Below are 16,715 nucleotides of genomic sequence, written 5' to 3'. Positions count from 1 at the left end.
GATGGTCGTTTAGAGGGTCAATAAACGGAACAACGCGATCTTGTTGATCTCTGCCAGCGCGCACTTGAACTCGGTGTCGACCGGGTTGTGGATGCGCGTTTCAAACGCGGCGAGGATCTGATGCCGGTTGCTGCCTTTTACCGCCATGATGAAGGGAAACTTGAACTTGGCCTTGTAGGCGTCGTTCAGCTCGGTGAAGCGAGAAAACTCTTCGGCCGTGCATTGGTGGATACCGGCGCCAGCTTGTTCATTCGTGCTGGCTTCGGTCAGTTGGCCCTGGACGGCAGCTTTGCCCGCCAGGTCCGGGTGAGCGTTGATCAGGGCCAGTTGCCTGGTGTGATCGGCGCTCAATAGGATATCGCTCATGCGCTGGTGCAGGGTTTCGATCTCGTCGATCGAGGCGTCCTGGCCCAGGTCGAAGGCCTTTTCGGCCACCCATGGCGAGTGTTCGTAGATATCGGCAAAGGCTGCGACGAATGCGTCGCGGCCGAGGGTCGATGGTTTCAAGGTCTGGAAAGCAGTCATTTGGCGGCTCCCTGGAAAGGGTGGACGTCATGCCAGTGGCGGGCAATATCGACGCGGCGGGCGAACCACACCTGGTCATGGCCCTTGGCGTATTCGATAAAGCGCTTGAGTGCAGCCAGGCGCGCCGGGCGGCCGATCAGGCGGCAATGCAGGCCGATGGACAGCATCTTCGGCGCCTCTGCCCCTTCGGCATACAGCACGTCGAACGCGTCTTTGAGGTACTCGAAAAAGTCATCGCCCTTGTTGAACCCCTGGACCTGGGTAAAGCGCATGTCGTTGGTGTCCAGGGTGTAGGGGATCACCAGGTGCGGCTTGCCGGTGGGGTTGTTGGGTTCCCAGTAGGGCAGGTCGTCGTCATAGGTGTCGCAGTCATACAGAAAGCCACCTTCCTCCATCACCAGCCGCCGCGTATTGGGGCCAGTGCGCCCGGTGTACCAGCCCAGCGGGCGCTCGCCGGTCAGCTCGGTGAGGATGCGGATGGCCTCGAGCATGTGCTCACGCTCCTGGGCCTCGTCCATGTACTGGTAGTCGATCCAGCGGTAGCCGTGGCTGCAGATCTCGTGGCCGGCGGCGACCATCGCGCGGATCACCTCGGGGTGGCGCTGGGCGGCCATGGCCACGGCGAAGATGGTCAGCGGAATGTCGAATTCCTTGAACAGCTTGAGGATGCGCCACACGCCGGCACGGCTGCCGTATTCGTACAGCGACTCCATGCTCATGTTGCGCGCGCCTTGCAGCGGTTGGGCCGAGACCATTTCCGAGAGGAAGGCTTCGGACTCTTTGTCGCCATGCAGGATATTGCGCTCACCGCCTTCTTCGTAATTGAGTACGAACGACAGGGCGATACGCGCCTTGCCAGGCCAGTGTGGGTGCGCAGGGTTACTGCCGTAACCGATCAGGTCGCGTGGGTAGTCAGCGCTCACTGCAGTCTTCCTTCTTGTTCGTGATCAAGGGTGTGGCGGCTGTTGCGTCACAGCGATGGACTGATTGTATACAACTTAATGCTCACTTTGTAAGCCTGTATTTTTGCATTTTTTCCAGGCGGTCGCCTCGACCTATCCTTGCAAGAAACTTGCCCGACTGGTCAACTAAAATATGCAAACCTACGACGCAGCTTTACTGTAGGCCCTGGCTTGCCGACGATGGCCAACGTCGAGTGACGGCATTGCTGAGGGATACACCGGCACGGTCGACAAGCCTGCTGCTGCAGGGGGGAAGGGGGTTTGTTGAATTTATTGTGTACAATTTTTTTGAAAAGTGTCTTAATCAGCCATCGCCGGCTTTTCAGTGCCCCGCAAAGGTGCGGCCGCTTATTAACTGATGACTTGGGAGCTCCGATCCATGGGACGACTGACCACACACGTACTGGACGCCGCGCACGGCTGCCCAGGCAGCGCCATCAAGGTTGAACTGTATCGCGTCGAAGGCGCCCAGCTGGAACTGGTCGCCAGCACCCTGACCAACAGCGATGGCCGTTGCGACGCCCCGCTGCTGCAAGGTGATGACTACCGCAGTGGTGTCTACCAGTTGCAGTTCAGTGCCGGGGATTACTACCGCGCCCGTGGTGTGCAATTACCCCAGCCGGCGTTTCTCGATGTGGTGGTGCTGCGCTTTGGCATCAGCGCCGAACAGGATCACTACCATGTGCCCCTGCTGATTTCGCCCTACAGCTACTCCACCTATCGCGGTAGCTGAGTCGTCACCTGGCTTCACACCCCCAAATGCTCTTCGTTGGTTTCGCCCGCGCACACTGCGGGCTTTTTTTTGCCCGCAAAAAGGCGGGTCATGAGCCAATGCCAGCGAACCAGAGGGACCCTTGTGGGAGCTGTCGAGCCCCACAGGGTTGTGTGTTAGCCCCTGAGCAGCGACGCCGCCCCAGCGCTGCCAAACAGCCCGGCACTGAAGCGATTGAACCAGCTCTGGCCCTTGCCGGTGCGCAGGTAGCGCGCGGCGCCGTGGGCACCCAGGCCATAGGCCAGTTTGCACAGCAGGTCCAGCACGGTCCAGGTGGCGATCATGATCAGCAGTTGTGGCAGGAACGGTTGCTGGCTGCTGAGAAACTGCGGCAGGAAGGCGGCGAAAAACAGAATGTCCTTGGGGTTGCTGGCGCCCAGCACAAACGCCCGGCCAAACAGTGCACGAAAACGCGGCACAGGCGCTGCGTCCGGTACCACGGCGCCCTTGGACGGCAGGCGCGATTGCTGCCAGCTCTGCCAGGCGAGGTAGAACAAGTACAGCGCACCGACGATCTTCAGGGCGCTGAACAACTGCTCCGACGCCAGCAACAGCGCGCCCAGGCCCAGGGCCGAGGCGCTCAACAGGCAGATCGAGGCGAACACCCCGCCCAGAAACGCCGGATACGAACGGCGCAGGCCGTAGTTCAGGCTGTTGCTGATCATCAGCAGCGACAGCGGCCCCGGAATCAGGATCACGATCAAAGCAGCGCCGCTGAACAGCAGCCAGGTTTCCACGCTCATTACATTCCTCCATACATGCAAAAGCCCCACCCGGAGGTGAGGCGGTTTTCGCCAGCTTTCGCGTTACAGGAACACAAACTTGGCGATGAAAATCGCGCACAGCACCCACAGGCTGATGGAAATCTGTTTGTACTTGCCCGTGCCGGCCTTGAGCGCCACGTAGGTGATAAAGCCCAGAGCGATGCCGTCGGCAACCGAGAAGGTCAGGGGCATCATGATTGCCGTGACAATCGCCGGAATGCTGTCGGTGGCGTCGTCCCATTCGATATGGGCCATGCCGCTCATCATCAGCATCGCTACATAAATCAGCGCACCGGCCGTGGCATACGCAGGAATCATGCCTGCCAGCGGGGCGAAAAACATCGCCGCCACAAACAGCACACCCACGGTCACGGCCGTCAGCCCGGTGCGCCCACCGGCCGCCACACCCGCAGCGCTTTCCACGTAACTGGTGACCGGCGGCACACCGACCACCGCGCCAAACACGCTGGAGGCACTGTCGGCTTTCAAGGCCCGCGAGAGGTTTTCGATCTTGCCATCGGCCTTCACCAGGCCTGCACGCTGGGCGACGCCCATCAAGGTGCCAGCGGTGTCGAACATGTGTACAAACAGGAAGGCGAATACCACGCTGATCATGCTCACGTTGAACACGCCCATCACGTCCATCGCCATCCAGGTGGGCGCCAGGCTCGGCGGTGCGGCAACGATACCCTGGTACTGCACCAGGCCCAGGCCCCAGCCGGCGAGGGTGACGGCGATGATGCTGATCAGGATCGCGCCGAACACCCGGTGATAGCTGAGGATCGCGATCAGCAGGAAGCACACGGCCGCCAGCAGCGGCGCCGGCTCATGCAGGGAACCGAGCTTGATCAGGGTGGCGGGGCTGGCCACGATGATGCCGGCGGTTTTCAGGCCGGTCACCCCCAGGAACAGACCCACCCCGGCGCCCATGGCGTGGCGCAGGCTCACCGGGATGCTGTTGAGCAGCCATTCGCGGATGCGCGACAGCGTCAGGATCATGAACAGCACGCCGGAGATAAACACCGCACCCAGCGCGGTCTCCCAGGTGTAGCCCATGGTGCCGACCACGGTGTAGGTAAAAAACGCATTCAAGCCCATGCCCGGCGCCAGGCCGACCGGCCAGTTGGCGTACAGGCCCATCAACAGGCAACCGAGCGCGGCGGCGATACAGGTCGCGACAAAGGCGGCGCCGTGGTCGATGCCGGCGTCGGCCATGATGTTGGGGTTGACGAAAATGATGTAGGCCATGGTGATAAACGTGGTGAGGCCGGCGATCAGTTCGGTCTTCACTGTGGTGCCATGCAGGCTGAGTTTGAACAGGCGTTCCAGCCAACCCTGCTTTGTGGTCGCAAGATGCGGCGGACTGAGGTCCAGGGTCGGGGCGTCGGATTTATGGCTTTCCACAGCAAGTACTCCTCAAGAGTTTTATTGTTATTTCCAGCGCCGGACACATGAGTGGGGCAGCGGCGCTTTGAGGTACCAGCGGGCTTTGTTGACCAGTAGGTCAGGAACTCGCACGAAGCGAATTATGCTTTTGTATACAAATAAAGCAAATAATGTTTGCGATTATGTGTGCAAAAAAGATGAAAGGCCAATTTCAAGGCAGGGTCAGCGCCTTGTTCACCGCCAGCCAACCATTCACCGCGTCCTCGCCGGCTTCGGCAAAGGCGCGCTGCAGCAACTTGACTTGCTCGCGGCGCAGGGCGTGTTCGAAGCGCTGGCCTTCCTCGGTCAAGTGCAGCAGGCGCTTACGTTTGTCGGTGTCCGAGGCCACGCTGTCGACCAGGTGCATTTCCTGCAATTGGCGCAACGGCATATTCAGCGCCTGCTTGCTCACCCCCAGCAGTTCCAGCAGTTGTTTGACGCTCAAGGCCGGGTAGCGGGCGATAAAAAACACAATGCGCTGATGCACCCGGCTCAAGCCTCGGCGCTCCAGCATTTCATCGGCCTTGGCGGTAAAGGCCTGGTAGCCGAAGAAGAACGCTTCCATGGCGGCTTGCTGCGAGGTCTGGTTTTTAAGGTCAAGCATATTGACGTATCTACCTGGGTCGTCGTAATTTTGGTCAACCAGTTTGACGTATTTTCCCCAGGCTTTGCTACCGGTGACCCCATGGCTTTCTCAGAACGTGTTTCGCGCCTTAAAAGCTCCTTGATCCGTGAAATCCTCGCGGCGGCCCAGCGCCCGCAGGTCATGTCATTTGCCGGTGGCCTGCCAGCCGAAGCCATGCTGCCGGCGCTGGATTGGCAAGCTATGCCACCGGCCATGGGCCAGTACGGCATGAGTGAAGGCGAGCCGCAATTGCGCGAGTTGCTGGCGGCCGAAGCGCGGGCGCTGGGGGTGGCCTGCGATGCCAGCCAGGTCCTGGTGGTCAGCGGCTCGCAGCAAACCCTGGACCTGGCGGCCAAGCTGTATATCGACCAAGGCACGCAGATCCTGCTGGAGGGCCCGACCTACCTGGCGGCCCTGCAGATCTTCCAACTGTTCGGCGCCGATTGCCTGACCGTGGAACTGGAAGCCGATGGCCCGGACCTGACGGCACTGCGCAGCCGCCTGGAACGCCATCGCCCGGCGTTCATCTACCTGATCCCGACCTTCCAGAACCCCTCGGCGGTGCGCTACAGCGAAGCCAAGCGCGATGCGGTAGCGGCGCTGCTGGATGAGTTCGGCGTGACCCTGATCGAAGACGAGCCCTACCGCGAGCTGACCTTCGACGGCGGCAGTGCGCGGCCGATTGTCAGCCGGTTACGCAAGGCCAGTTGGATCTACACTAGCACCGTATCCAAGACCTTGCTCCCCGGTTTACGGGTCGGCTACCTGATCGCCAGCCCCGACCTGTTTCCCCACCTGCTCAAGCTCAAGCAGTCGGCGGACCTGCACACCAACCGCGTCGGCCAGTGGCAGGCCATGCAGTGGATCGGCACCGAGCGCTACCAGCAACACCTCGGGCAATTGCGCAGTTTCTACCGTGAGCGGCGCGATGGATTCCAGCTGGCACTGACGCGACATTTCGAGGAACTGGCGGACTGGCAAGTGCCCCAGGGTGGATTATTCTTCTGGCTGACCTTGAAACAGCCCCTCGATACCCGCACTTTATTGGCACCAGCGCTCGACCAGGACGTGGCGTTCATGCCGGGTGAACCGTTCTTTTCCGAGCCGGACCAGCACCACGGGCACCTGCGGCTCAATTTCAGCCACATCGACCCGACGCGCCTGGACGAAGGTCTCAAGCGTCTCGCGGCGGTGATCCGTCAAGCACAGCTCGCGCAAGCGGCATAAGGGGAGCTTCATGTACAAGGTTTATGGCGATTACCGCTCGGGCAACTGCTACAAGGTCAAGTTGATGCTCAACCTGCTCGGCATCGCATACGAGTGGGTGAATGTCGATATTTTGAACGGCGACACCCAGACCGCCGAGTTCCTGGCGAAGAACCCCAACGGCAAGATCCCGGTCCTGGAGCTCGAAGACGGCACCTGCCTGTGGGAATCCAACGCCATCCTCAACTTCCTCGCCGACGGCAGCGAGTTCCTGCCCAGCGAACCGCGCCTGCGCACCCAGGTGTTGCAGTGGCAGTTTTTCGAGCAGTACAGCCATGAACCGTACATTGCCGTGGCGCGGTTTATCCAGCTTTACCTGGGGCTGCCGGAGGATCGGCTGGAGGAGTACAAGACCACCCATAAAGGCGGCTACAAGGCGCTGAGGGTCATGGAAAAACAGCTGCAAGCCACGCCATACCTGGTGGGCGACCAGTACTCGATCGCTGACATTGCGCTGTATGCCTACACCCATGTGGCCCATGAGGGTGGTTTTGACCTGAGCCCTTATCCGGCCGTACAAGCCTGGCTTGCGCGCGTGGCCAGCCATCCCCGGCATGTGCCGATGCTCGACTGATAGGCGTGACCTAAATGTGGGAGCGGGCTTGCTCGCGATGGCGGAGGGTCAGTTGTCGAATATTGACTGACACACCGCCATCGCGAGCAAGCCCGTTCCCACATTTGCACTGCGTTTTCTGTCAGATCGCGGCGAAGCGCTTGTCCAGGTAGTCGATGATCACCTTGGAGTCATACATCCAGGTGGTCTGGCCATTTTCTTCGATGCGCAGGCATGGCACCTTGATCTTGCCGCCTTGGGTAAGCAAAGCCTGGCGGTCTTGCTCGTTGTTCTTCGCGTCCTTGAGCGCCACCGGCACATTCAGGCGGTGCAGGGTGCGGCGGGTTTTCACGCAGAACGGGCAGGCGTGGAATTGGTACAGGGTCAGGCCCTTGGCCGCTTCATTGACCTGTGCCTGTTGCTCGGCGGGGCGCTGCTTTTTACGCGGGCGGGTAAGTAAGTCGCCCGCGATGATGACGTGGCCGAGGCCCACTCGAAGTGCTTTGACGAACATGGCTGAAACCTCTTGCCCAGGACAGAAGGGGCCGCAGCTTACCTGATTTTTACAGGCGAAAAAAAACCGGCGATGAATGCCGGTTTTTTCTGACGCAGCCTGTTACTTGATCAGGCTGAGGAACTCGCTGCGGGTCGCCGCGTTTTCGCGGAACTCACCCAGCATCACCGAGGTGATCATCGACGAATTCTGTTTCTCCACACCGCGCATCATCATGCACATGTGCTTGGCCTCGATCACCACGGCAACGCCCAGGGCACCGGTCACCTGCTGGACCGCTTCGGCGATCTGGCGGCTGAGGTTTTCCTGGATCTGCAGGCGACGGGCATACATATCGACAATCCGCGCGACCTTCGACAGGCCCAGGACCTTGCCGCTAGGGATATAGGCGACATGGGCCTTGCCGATGAACGGCAGCAGGTGGTGTTCGCACAGCGAGTACAACTCGATGTCCTTGACCAGCACCATTTCGCTGTTATCGGAGCTGAACAGGGCACCGTTGGTGACCTCTTCCAGGGTTTGCTCGTAGCCGCGGCAAAGGTACTGCATGGCCTTGGCGGCACGTTTTGGCGTGTCGAGCAGGCCCTCGCGGGAAACGTCCTCGCCGATTTGGCCGAGGATCGCTGTGTAATTCTGTTCCAAAGTCACAGGGCGGTATTCCGTATGGGTTTCAGAGCGGTACGGTTTCTGCCTGTACCAATTTTGTACCATTCAGGCTTTGTTCAAGCTTCCCGAGCTCGCTCCAATCTTCGCTGGAGTTTATCCATCGGGCGTAAGTGGACAGCAGCATTTGCACGCTGTGACCAAGCTGATTTGCTATGAACCCGAGGTTCATGCCTGCCATTAGGCACATAGTAGCGTACGTGTGCCGACAGTTGTATTGCCGACGGCTTCGGATCTTCAATTCTACCAGAGCCGCCTGGAAGTGTTTGTCGGTCACGCTGGCCTGCTGGATGTACTCAAAGTTCCTGGTCGGCGGGAACACATACGGCGATTTCTTGTGCTGCCGGCGGCTCTGTTTGGCTCGCAGCGCGGCGACTTTCTCCGCTTCTTCTATAGCATTCAGGGCTCGGCTGTTGAGCATCACCCGGCGGGACTCCCGGGTCTTGGTCCGCTCTTCGATCTTGTAGTCAGCAACAATTCTGCAGATATTGGCCACTCTGGCCTCTCTATCTACCTCACCCCAGCGCAACGCCGCTATCTCACCAGGCCGCATGCCGGTGTAAAACGCAAACTCAAAGTAGGCTGCGTACACCCGCATTGAACCGGTCAGCACCTGATACAGGTGCCCAATAACCCGATCTGCTTCCTCGACCGTAAACGGATCCACAGCCTTTTTTGCCTTTGTCGGCAGTTCAATTGAGTTTGCAGGGTTGCGCGTGAGTAGCTCATCCTTCACGGCCGTCTCAAGCAGCGTGGTAAGCCGCTGAATTGCCGATCGCTTGACGGTTGGCGACTTCCATTCTGTTTCGCTTACGATCTTTCTGAGCATCGGCGACGTGATTTGATCCATAGGGATCAGCGCCAGGTGGGGCATCCAGTAGAGGTTCAGCGAAATTCGGTAGTTTTTCCGGGTTCCGGTTACCACTTCCCGTCCATTTAGCCACGCCTGGGCATACTCCCCGAACAGTGGAGTGGCTGAATAAGTGGAGTATGTCGAGTTTGGGAACAGCTCGGCGTAACGCTGCTCGTCCATCACGCCGTGCTTAATCAGGCTGGTTACTGTAGCGCGAAGATCTGCGGCCGCTTTAATGCCCTTTGGCGTTTGGGGATAGGGGAGGGTTTCGCAGCGACGAAACTTCCAGGTGAAGCGAATCCGGACGGACTGTCCGGCAAGCTCAACGCCGGCGGGCATTCCCATTGGCTTTCTAGCCATTTCTCATATCTCCAAAAGCTATAGTAAATCTTCCCGTCATACTCATTCCAAACGCCCCTGGGGATAACTCCCCGCTGACGCTTCCCTTCCAGGGCGCGCTTCGTGGTGCCGACGAGTAAGGCGAATTCCTTTTCCGGGATCTTGTCCGACCTGAGCGGTTCGTCCAGCTGTTCGGCTGCTGCCATGTCTACCTCCCGCCGCCCGCTGTAGGCCGCGCTGTCTTGATGATGTGGATGATGAAACCGAAGGTGAGCAGCATCCAGGCGACGGTGCCGGCGAATGCTGTGATCAGGTGTTGGTCGGTACCGGTGGAGAGCAGCTCCGGCACCTGCCAGAAAAACCAGAAGGTGGACCCCGCCACGTACAGCACGATGGCCGTCAGGAGCAGGGTGAGTTTCGTTGCGTACATGGGGTGTCCTTGCCGCTCTGGGCAGCAGAAGTTGATAGCGAAGTGCCTCGATGGCGAAGGGTGCGAAAAAGAGCTACAAATACTGTTCAACTTGCTCATGTGTCAGGGAGGGCGCGTGTCACACAATCTCGATGTTCCAGTCGTTCACGCCTATCGGGGGCATACGTTGTTTCTCAAGTTCGAATGGAGGCGACCAAACGATGACGTACCCGCATTTGCGAGAATCATCGAGCCGGCCGCCGTTGCTGGGTTGGGCGAAGTCGCCGCCGAGCTGACGGGTCCATGGCCTGACTATCCGGCGGCACTGGGTGACGCGATGGCAGCTGCGGAGCGATGGATCGACAGCCAGTTACCGTGAGTTCGCTCACCGGCAGGCATGTAGGGGGCTTGGGGTTAGTCGCCGCAGAAGCAGTCGATGTCTTCGGAGTAGCCAAACGCATCCATTTGGCCTTTGTAGTTTTCGGCGTACCACGCCAAGTGGGAGTACTTCGGCCGGTCCATGCGGAACACCTGGTTGAATTTCTCTTCCAAGCCGGACCAGAAAATTACGCGTTCTGGCTCGGCCTGGATGGCCTTAAATAGCTTGTCCTCCCCCTTCTTCCAGCAGAGATCACAGTTGCCCAGATCGGAGTCCATTCCCAGGTCGAAGTCTTGGGCTAGCCAGAAATCAGCCACATCCTCTTTGGTGATGCCAGCGGTGTAGGAGGGGCAAACGCTTTCCCAGCGGGCGCCGCCCCTGGCATTGGCTGCCATCATTCTGTGGTAACGGCCGGGCTCATCCTTTCTAATGCCAATTACGCAATCCCACTGGTCGTACCCCAGAGATCGCATGTGCTTTTCGCCTACTTTGATCTTCAAATAGGCAGTGCACGCGTTGTTAGAGAAGTTCGGGAGCCACATCGGGAGGCCTTTTTCCTGCGCTCGGTACGCGGCAAAGTAGTCGAGCATCATGGTGAATGGCTCACCGCTGCGGCTTGCGGTTTCGAAGTCCACCAGCTTGAACCAGGGGGCGTCATCCGGCTGCCCGTATACACGGCACCACTCCATCCAGGTAACGTGCACGCCCCAGCGCTTGGCCATCTGGTCGATGAACAACAATGTTTCCTCGCGCTCCTTGCCGGTGTTCTGGAAGCACAGATGCACGTCCGGCGGAAGCACACCGCCGTGGGCCTCAAGGATCTTGCTGACCATATGTCCGCTAGTTCGGCCGCCGCTGATGCCGATCTGGGCCGGCCCCGTTATCAGGTAGGGGTTCATGGCCTCGGCCCCTTGTAGATGAAGACGTAGGCGAACCATAGGGGGGCGATCATCAATAGTCCTCCCAGTTCAAGCCTTGGATGTATTCGTTCGGGATGGTGACGGCCGCATCTGGTATCGCGCTTTCGACTTGAGCGTTGCCGAAATACCCGATAGCCGTCTTGGCGCGCTCCAGGGACAACTGGGCATGCTTCATCTGCCAGGACTTGCGAGCCTTGTAGGAGCGCAACGCCAGCGCCTTGTCGGTGTAGGCGAAGCGCCGGCCCCCCTCGGCACCCTCTTTCAGCACGCGCTTACGACGTTTCTTGACTGCATCAGCAGTCCAGCTGTATTGCGGGCCTTTGACCAGGTTGCAGGTGTGGGTGTCGCCGATGTAGTAGCACTGCTCGGTTTCGCCAATCACCTGATAAGTGATGCAGTGGACCTCAAGACCATCCGGGCCGATGGTGTCGATGTAGCGGAAGTGATCCGGCCAGGCTTTTTGAGTTTCTTCAGGCATGACTTCGTCCTTGCCGCTATAGCGGCTGACTTTGAAGGGGGAGGAGTTACAGGTTTTGCGGGTGGAGTACGGATGTACTCCTATCTGGATTTGGCGTTCTGCCGTGATAACTCAAGCGCGTCTTCGCCTTGCTGGGTCATTTCCCAAAGTGCAGGGCTGCGCTGTACCCGATTCAACAGGCCGAGTTGGGTCAGCAGATCAAACCAGTGTCGACCAATATCCGCGCCCTGGCCGTCGTCCGCACACTCCTGAAAGCGTTCCAGCTTACGAACCACCTTTTCTGCAAATGGATGCATCGCCGGCGCTGCGTTCAGTCGAACCTGCAGAGCGTCACGCTCGCGGATTGCCTGAGCATGCTTGGCGCGCCAGTGCAACACTGCATCGAGTTCTTCGGCGGTTACCGGTGGTTGTCCGGTCATGCGGCGCTCGATCATCTGCCAGCCAGGCTCGTATTCGGGCCAATCGCTTTCGATAACTAGGGCGTCGACAAGGCATTCTTGAAAAACCGTGCGCGTCGTGTCGATGAGTAGACCGCGATGAAAAGTTTGTAGCTTGCTCAACTTGATCACGACGTATCGCTCTTCCCGTTCGAAGGGCGTGGTTTTGTTTTCTGTAGGCATGGGGAGTCCTTGCCGGGCCATTCCCGGGCGGTGTGGTGCTACGATGGCCCCTTCCTACAAATGGGCAGGACCATGACCAAGCACGATATTTACGATGAGATCGAAGGCTTTCAGGTTTGGAACTACATGGAGTGCGACAAGGACGAGGAAGGCCGGGAGACCTGGCGAATCAACGTCGAGGTGAAGCGCGATAGTGAAGTGGTGGTGCCGGTTGTTGCTGGTGACCGAACCTATGTTGACCGTGGCCTGGCGCAGGTAGCTGGGCGTGAAGTTGGGGCCAGAATGATCGCTGAGCGAGCTTAAAGCTGCAGCAGTAGGCGCTGGCCGATCCAGCGGACCACGGTGACGGCCTTGCTGTTGCCGATCGCCTTGTAGCGGGGCCCGTCCGGGCATTCACTGGCAGGCTTGCCGCGCCAAGGGGTCTGAGTGTAGTTGTCGGGAAAGCCTTGGCAACGCTCCCACTCGATCACACTGGTTCGGCGGACGCCTCCGGGCTCCAGCACATATGCCTCTCTATCATCGAGAGAGCCTCCCCCTTGTGCCGTGAGAGTAGGGTGAAGTGCAAGCTTCGCCGGCCATCTCGGCGGGCTATCCCGGCGAGCGCCTTCGCGCTCAAAAAGTACCTCGGTGGGATCGAACTCGTCTCTAGCACTTGCGACAACGAACACACGACGGCGTCGTTGGGCCAGGCCGAAATATTGGGCGTCCAGGACCCGCCACGCGATTGTTCTTTTGGGTCCATACACACAACCAGCGTCCTTCCATTTTTTCCCTGGAGGCTGCAGCTCGCAGTCTTCCCCAGCAAGCGCGCCAAGAAAGCATCCGAAGGCGTTCCCTTTGTCGCTGAGGACGCCGGGGACGTTCTCCCAGACGATAACGCTGGCGGGCTTTCGCTGGCCTGCTCGAACATAGTCAACTGCATCTGCAAGCTCCACGTATTTGATGGTGAGGGCGCCGCGAGGGTCGGTGAGGCCTTCCTGGAACGCGGTGTGGATGGTCTGCACCGGTTCTTCTTCACTGTACAGCAGGCCTACAGGCTCGCTGTTTGGGTTGTCGCCATTGCGCGAATTCGCCCAGTTCTCTTCGGTGGTCGGCTTGAAGTGGCGGTACTGCAGCTCCTGCACATCGCGCGCCGGGATCGCCCAGTCGCTGTAACCGCCAATGCTCAGGGCCTGCATCTTCGCTGCAAGCTCGCTGCCCGCCGCCGCCATTGCCTGGGTGTTGGCCAGGCTATCGGTGAAGCTGTCGGCACCTTCGATCTTGACGCCGTACTCGCCCCACTTGCCGACCAGTTCATGTTCGGCGCCGGCGGTGATGTGAAGAGAGCGCTTGCCGGTGGCCGGGTCGCGGGTAATGCCGGTGACGAAGCCGCCGCCGTAGGCCTGACCGATTGCGGGGGTGGTTACTGCTGGTGCTGCTTTCTCAACTGCGGACATGATGCTTCCTCTTTTCGAAGGCAACAAAAAAGGCGCTGTGCGCCCTGGTGTGCCGGATCAAGAACGAATGGATGAAGGATTAAATAAAGAATCTGCGGACGGGGCGGACACGGAGCTCGTGGCTCTTGCCGATGAGGCCCTGATAGCCATCACCGAAGTGCATGAAGAATGCGTGGTTGGCTGAGCGCTGCGAACTCGACCAGTAGGCACCCTTGGCGATCAAGTCGTGAGCCCAAGCCTGATGCAGCTGGGTGGCCGCTGGCAGGTCGAAGTCAGAATGACCGTCAGCGGTGTGCGCCCGCGCCGCTTCGGCTGCTGGGTGACTACCTGCAGCGATCAGTGCGTCAGTGTTGGCCTTGCCGTCCCACTTGCTGGTGGCTGCCGACTCTTCTTGATAGCGACCCCACTTGAATTCGCCCAGGTCTTTGTCGCCGAAGATCAGGTAGTGGGCAGGAACATCGCCACGGGCAGCGACGTAGCCGGCGTTGATGCCGCCTTGGCCGGGCCAGTACTCGCCGATGGCTGGCATATCACCACCTGGCTGCAGAATGTGGATCTGCCCGGCCGCCGCTTCCGCCGCGAAAAAGTTGTAGGTGATGTTTACGTTCTTCGCTTCAAACGCTGGTAGGTTTTTCATTTGAAACCTCTGTATCTGAGATGGGGGGTTGGGCGTGGCTTTCGATTTCGTCGTCCGGCTCTGGCGGATCGTCGGCGAGCGACCTCAATCCTGCCTCCCGGATGAGGCGTGACACCTTTTCAGTAACAACAAAAGGTGTCGTGACACACTTAAGCATCTGCGCCGCCGTTTCGAAGTCGGCGGCGATCACGTTGCGCAGCAGGGTCTGGTGAACCTCCTGCTGGTTGTTGAAGCCGTGCTGCCTCATCAGGCGCTTGAGGTCGGCCTTGAAGATGCCGGCTACCTCAATCGTAAATTTCTCGACACCCAATGCAGCATCCTTCGCTGCTGCCTTCTCGCGCTTGCGGCGCTGCTTCAGGGCTTCCGCCGTCGGCTCTTGCTGTTCCTTGGCCATGGCCTACCTCTTCGATTTCATGTGCTGGCAAATCAAGCCATGCCTGCCGCCGGCGCTGTCGCACCTGGTTGTTGATCCGCTTCACAGGCTGCCGGCGAACTTGAAGCCGTTTTCCTGAGCGATCAGCCTGGCCCGCTTGCTGTCGGTGCCGAACTCTTTGGCGGCCTCGATAGCAGTCAGGCCTGCCTCAGCCAGTTCCTTCAGCCTGGGCGCATCCTTGTCGCGGGCAGCCTTCAGCTTGATGCTGCGGGTGCTTTTGATTGGGCCGCCGACCTCACCGCTGACGCCGCTGGCAATCTGCTCCGCCTTGTTGCCGGGGCCGAAGAATGCGTCCATCTGGCGATGCAGATCGGCGATCACTGCGTCTTTCGGGTTGGCCATTGGGACGCCGATCATTGCGCACCACCAGCAAGGCGATTCGCCTTTTCTTCAAACTGCATGGCGATGTCGTAGGCCTCTTTAAACGTCTCACGGAAGGCGCGAGTCTTACCGCTGCTCAGCTCGACAACGCGGTACATGCCACCGCTTTTGCTCGACACCTGGAAGCGAACCTTCTTGGTAGGCATGACTCGCTCCAGGCGGTCGAAGAAGTCAGCGCGTGCGGCGTAGGTTTTGCGAAGCAGTGCACCGAGCTCATCGATGCGGTCTTGAAATGATGGATGCATGTCTGATCCTCGGTGTGGGTTGCGTGTATTCGTCAGCACCCTGACCGCCTGGCGGGTGCCGGTGGGCCCAGGGGAGGGTGCTGACGGGTAAACGCGAGATGTGAAAAAGCCCGAGGATTCCCCGGGCTTTTTTGGTTGGCATCACGAAGACCTCCCTACGTGACAGCCTCCCAGGCCCGCTACTGGCGACGGCCTGGGTTTGAATCATCAACGGTGTTTTTGAGCTTGGGGTGGCCTACCGATTGTTCGGCCAGTGCGCGGTGACACCGACGGCCCAGATGCCCGCTGCCTGTCAGGTGGTGTGGCGCAGCCTTCAGGCTTTCTGCGCTACCAGGGTGAAGCCGTTAATGCTGCATTGGTGCAAACCCTCCGTGCTGAGTTGTTCGGTCGGCCGGCACCGCCCGGCATGTATCTGGCTTGGTTGCCCGTACCGTGGGCATCCCCTGGATTCGACCGATTGAAGAAAGGGGTTATGCCAGCAGCACTGGCTGCTCGGCCCGGCGCACCATCCGCACCTGGGCGGTACGGCGCTCCGGTGTTCGGCGATCACGGCGCATTGCGTCGTCACCGATCATTGCGTGCATGGCGATCAGGCTGGCCAGGACAAAGCACATCGGCGAGATGATCTGCCGGCGCATGGCCTCGGCCACCATCGCGGTCTGACGAGTCACGCCAAGCTTGAACATGGCGCAGGAAAGGCGCTTGGCCACGGTGCAGGCCGCCACGTCGTACTGCCTGGCAATTTCCTTTGCCGTCTTGCCCTGGGCAGCGGACAGCAAGTACTGAAGTTCTCGCGGCGCAAGACCACGGCCGAGATGACCCTTCCATGCGCCGTTAACGATTGTTGCTTCCATCGTTGTGACTCCCGGTTGTTTTCCCGCTGCACCCGACCGAACTGCAGCTGGGTGCATCAGTGAAAATTTCCGTATTTCCAGCAAACCTTGCGTGCCGAATTACCGTGCACGGAAGCAGGCTGTGTTGCGTAATGTTCCCCGAACTCAAACGCCATCTGGCGTCGGGGTGCGTCTACAGGTTGTTAAAGAGCGGTTCGCATAAGACGTGTGTCGCTGCGTTGAGATAAGTTAACCATCGGTATAATTATACGTCAATACCGATGGTTAATTTATTTTCCGTGGGTGTGGTATATCATTCCCGCATTACTGGATGGATATACAGTTTTTGGGGGCGAGAATGGCGAAGCGGAAGACGTCTGAAGTAAAGGAGCGGCAAGCAATGCCGGCTGTCGAACGCCTAGCGCTGCGCGTGGCCTCGATGATCAACTCACCGCGCGCTCAGGAGCGGTGTTCGGCGCTAATTCATCGACTTGACTCTGATCAGGACGCGGAGTGGGATGAGGTCATGAGTCAGATCGCTGAAACGGACGGTGTAGCAATGATCTTTCAGGATGATGGAGGGGTTTTGATAGAGTGGGACGCACCGAGTGATGATGACCTGGTGCTGGATGTAGGTGAGGTTGCGCCAGTTGAAGACGAAGTTTTTGCCTGATTCATTTATA

General features: G+C 59.3%; 24 protein-coding genes. 6 read left to right on the top strand and 18 right to left on the bottom strand.

The features are described from left to right. Nucleotides 1-9: 9 nt before the first annotated feature. Both uraD and puuE read right to left on the bottom strand, forming a co-directional pair. A complete protein-coding gene (gene uraD / locus HBO24_RS12280; RefSeq protein WP_170059797.1) occupies nt 10-525 on the bottom strand; it encodes a 2-oxo-4-hydroxy-4-carboxy-5-ureidoimidazoline decarboxylase in 516 nt (171 codons plus the stop codon). Further along, nucleotides 522-1,448: an allantoinase PuuE gene (gene puuE / locus HBO24_RS12275; RefSeq protein ID WP_057440707.1), complete on the bottom strand. Its 927-nt coding sequence runs from the start codon at nt 1,446-1,448 to the stop codon at nt 522-524. The genes uraD and puuE overlap by 4 nt, the downstream gene beginning before the upstream one ends. Before the next feature lie 418 nt (nt 1,449-1,866). Here puuE and uraH point away from each other — a divergent pair, with 418 nt between their 5' ends. After that, on the top strand, nt 1,867-2,220 hold the full coding sequence (gene uraH / locus HBO24_RS12270) for a hydroxyisourate hydrolase (RefSeq protein ID WP_057440709.1): 354 nt from the start codon (nt 1,867-1,869) through the stop codon (nt 2,218-2,220). A 155-nt stretch (nt 2,221-2,375) separates the two neighbouring features. Here the strand turns inward: uraH and HBO24_RS12265 are convergent, their stop codons facing one another. From HBO24_RS12265 to HBO24_RS12255, 3 genes are all read right to left on the bottom strand, one after another. Beyond that, the gene (locus tag HBO24_RS12265) at nt 2,376-3,002 is read right to left on the bottom strand and encodes a LysE family translocator (protein WP_057440711.1); all 627 of its coding nucleotides are present in this window, start codon (nt 3,000-3,002) and stop codon (nt 2,376-2,378) included. Nucleotides 3,003-3,065: 63 nt separating this feature from the next. Continuing rightward, complete coding sequence (locus tag HBO24_RS12260; RefSeq protein WP_178124557.1) at nt 3,066-4,397, bottom strand: NCS2 family permease; 1,332 nt, start codon at nt 4,395-4,397, stop codon at nt 3,066-3,068. Between the two features lie 223 nt (nt 4,398-4,620). Then, nucleotides 4,621-5,052 carry a MarR family transcriptional regulator gene (locus HBO24_RS12255; protein WP_115127729.1) on the bottom strand — a complete coding sequence of 144 codons (432 nt, stop codon included), beginning with the start codon at nt 5,050-5,052 and terminating at the stop codon, nt 4,621-4,623. Between the two features lie 81 nt (nt 5,053-5,133). Between HBO24_RS12255 and HBO24_RS12250 the strand changes: the two genes are divergently transcribed. Beyond that, nucleotides 5,134-6,300, top strand: a complete 1,167-nt coding sequence (locus tag HBO24_RS12250) for a PLP-dependent aminotransferase family protein (RefSeq protein ID WP_170059795.1) — start codon at nt 5,134-5,136, stop codon at nt 6,298-6,300. Nucleotides 6,301-6,310: 10 nt separating this feature from the next. Continuing rightward, on the top strand, nt 6,311-6,913 hold the full coding sequence (locus HBO24_RS12245) for a glutathione S-transferase family protein (protein ID WP_057440718.1): 603 nt from the start codon (nt 6,311-6,313) through the stop codon (nt 6,911-6,913). Between the two features lie 121 nt (nt 6,914-7,034). Here HBO24_RS12245 and HBO24_RS12240 read toward each other — a convergent pair whose 3' ends face one another. The 4 genes from HBO24_RS12240 to HBO24_RS12225 all read right to left on the bottom strand — a co-directional run bounded on the left by HBO24_RS12240 (nt 7,035) and on the right by HBO24_RS12225 (nt 9,691). After that, entirely contained in the window at nt 7,035-7,406 is a 372-nt protein-coding gene (locus HBO24_RS12240) for a glutathione S-transferase N-terminal domain-containing protein (protein WP_057440721.1), read from the bottom strand. A 102-nt stretch (nt 7,407-7,508) separates the two neighbouring features. Beyond that, a complete protein-coding gene (folE, locus tag HBO24_RS12235) occupies nt 7,509-8,054 on the bottom strand; it encodes a GTP cyclohydrolase I FolE (protein WP_029300367.1) in 546 nt (181 codons plus the stop codon). A 22-nt stretch (nt 8,055-8,076) separates the two neighbouring features. Continuing rightward, nucleotides 8,077-9,282 carry a tyrosine-type recombinase/integrase gene (locus HBO24_RS12230; protein ID WP_115127733.1) on the bottom strand — a complete coding sequence of 402 codons (1,206 nt, stop codon included), beginning with the start codon at nt 9,280-9,282 and terminating at the stop codon, nt 8,077-8,079. Between the two features lie 187 nt (nt 9,283-9,469). Next, on the bottom strand, nt 9,470-9,691 hold the full coding sequence (locus tag HBO24_RS12225; protein WP_115127734.1) for a hypothetical protein: 222 nt from the start codon (nt 9,689-9,691) through the stop codon (nt 9,470-9,472). A 115-nt stretch (nt 9,692-9,806) separates the two neighbouring features. Here HBO24_RS12225 and HBO24_RS12220 point away from each other — a divergent pair, with 115 nt between their 5' ends. Beyond that, a complete protein-coding gene (locus HBO24_RS12220; RefSeq protein ID WP_060772936.1) occupies nt 9,807-10,049 on the top strand; it encodes a hypothetical protein in 243 nt (80 codons plus the stop codon). 35 nt (nt 10,050-10,084) lie between these two features. On the opposite strand, the gene HBO24_RS12215 is transcribed toward HBO24_RS12220, so the two are convergent. The 3 genes from HBO24_RS12215 to HBO24_RS12205 form a co-directional block, all read right to left on the bottom strand. Continuing rightward, nucleotides 10,085-10,948 carry a hypothetical protein gene (locus tag HBO24_RS12215; RefSeq protein WP_115129369.1) on the bottom strand — a complete coding sequence of 288 codons (864 nt, stop codon included), beginning with the start codon at nt 10,946-10,948 and terminating at the stop codon, nt 10,085-10,087. Between the two features lie 52 nt (nt 10,949-11,000). Further along, entirely contained in the window at nt 11,001-11,447 is a 447-nt protein-coding gene (locus HBO24_RS12210) for a hypothetical protein (protein ID WP_115127735.1), read from the bottom strand. Nucleotides 11,448-11,527: 80 nt separating this feature from the next. Next, nucleotides 11,528-12,067, bottom strand: coding sequence for a hypothetical protein (locus HBO24_RS12205; RefSeq protein WP_115127736.1), 540 nt, complete (start codon nt 12,065-12,067; stop codon nt 11,528-11,530). A 72-nt stretch (nt 12,068-12,139) separates the two neighbouring features. Here HBO24_RS12205 and HBO24_RS12200 point away from each other — a divergent pair, with 72 nt between their 5' ends. Continuing rightward, nucleotides 12,140-12,370 (top strand): hypothetical protein, encoded by a 231-nt coding sequence (locus HBO24_RS12200; protein ID WP_115129370.1) that lies wholly within the window; start codon nt 12,140-12,142, stop codon nt 12,368-12,370. Here the strand turns inward: HBO24_RS12200 and HBO24_RS29575 are convergent. The 6 genes from HBO24_RS29575 to HBO24_RS12170 all read right to left on the bottom strand — a co-directional run bounded on the left by HBO24_RS29575 (nt 12,367) and on the right by HBO24_RS12170 (nt 16,053). Continuing rightward, complete coding sequence (locus HBO24_RS29575) at nt 12,367-13,503, bottom strand: DNA cytosine methyltransferase (protein ID WP_170059794.1); 1,137 nt, start codon at nt 13,501-13,503, stop codon at nt 12,367-12,369. The genes HBO24_RS12200 and HBO24_RS29575 overlap by 4 nt on opposite strands. 79 nt (nt 13,504-13,582) lie before the next feature. Then, entirely contained in the window at nt 13,583-14,032 is a 450-nt protein-coding gene (locus tag HBO24_RS12190) for a DUF1566 domain-containing protein (RefSeq protein ID WP_170059868.1), read from the bottom strand. A gap of 85 nt (nt 14,033-14,117) precedes the next feature. Then, entirely contained in the window at nt 14,118-14,534 is a 417-nt protein-coding gene (locus HBO24_RS12185; protein ID WP_262153072.1) for a hypothetical protein, read from the bottom strand. A gap of 81 nt (nt 14,535-14,615) precedes the next feature. Next, the gene (locus tag HBO24_RS12180; RefSeq protein WP_170059793.1) at nt 14,616-14,930 is read right to left on the bottom strand and encodes a hypothetical protein; all 315 of its coding nucleotides are present in this window, start codon (nt 14,928-14,930) and stop codon (nt 14,616-14,618) included. Then, on the bottom strand, nt 14,927-15,199 hold the full coding sequence (locus HBO24_RS12175) for a hypothetical protein (RefSeq protein WP_170059792.1): 273 nt from the start codon (nt 15,197-15,199) through the stop codon (nt 14,927-14,929). The genes HBO24_RS12180 and HBO24_RS12175 overlap by 4 nt, the downstream gene beginning before the upstream one ends. 470 nt (nt 15,200-15,669) lie before the next feature. Then, entirely contained in the window at nt 15,670-16,053 is a 384-nt protein-coding gene (locus tag HBO24_RS12170) for a LuxR C-terminal-related transcriptional regulator (RefSeq protein WP_170059791.1), read from the bottom strand. Between the two features lie 379 nt (nt 16,054-16,432). Between HBO24_RS12170 and HBO24_RS12165 the strand changes: the two genes are divergently transcribed. Continuing rightward, nucleotides 16,433-16,705: a DUF1654 domain-containing protein gene (locus HBO24_RS12165; RefSeq protein ID WP_262153071.1), complete on the top strand. Its 273-nt coding sequence runs from the start codon at nt 16,433-16,435 to the stop codon at nt 16,703-16,705. Nucleotides 16,706-16,715 lie beyond the last annotated feature (10 nt).

The organism is Pseudomonas sp. WS 5410 (genome assembly GCF_012985645.1).
Lineage (GTDB): Bacteria > Pseudomonadota > Gammaproteobacteria > Pseudomonadales > Pseudomonadaceae > Aquipseudomonas > Aquipseudomonas shahriarae.
The sequence above is the reverse complement of the archived record's forward strand: the minus strand, read 5'-3'. Positions and strand labels throughout refer to the sequence as shown.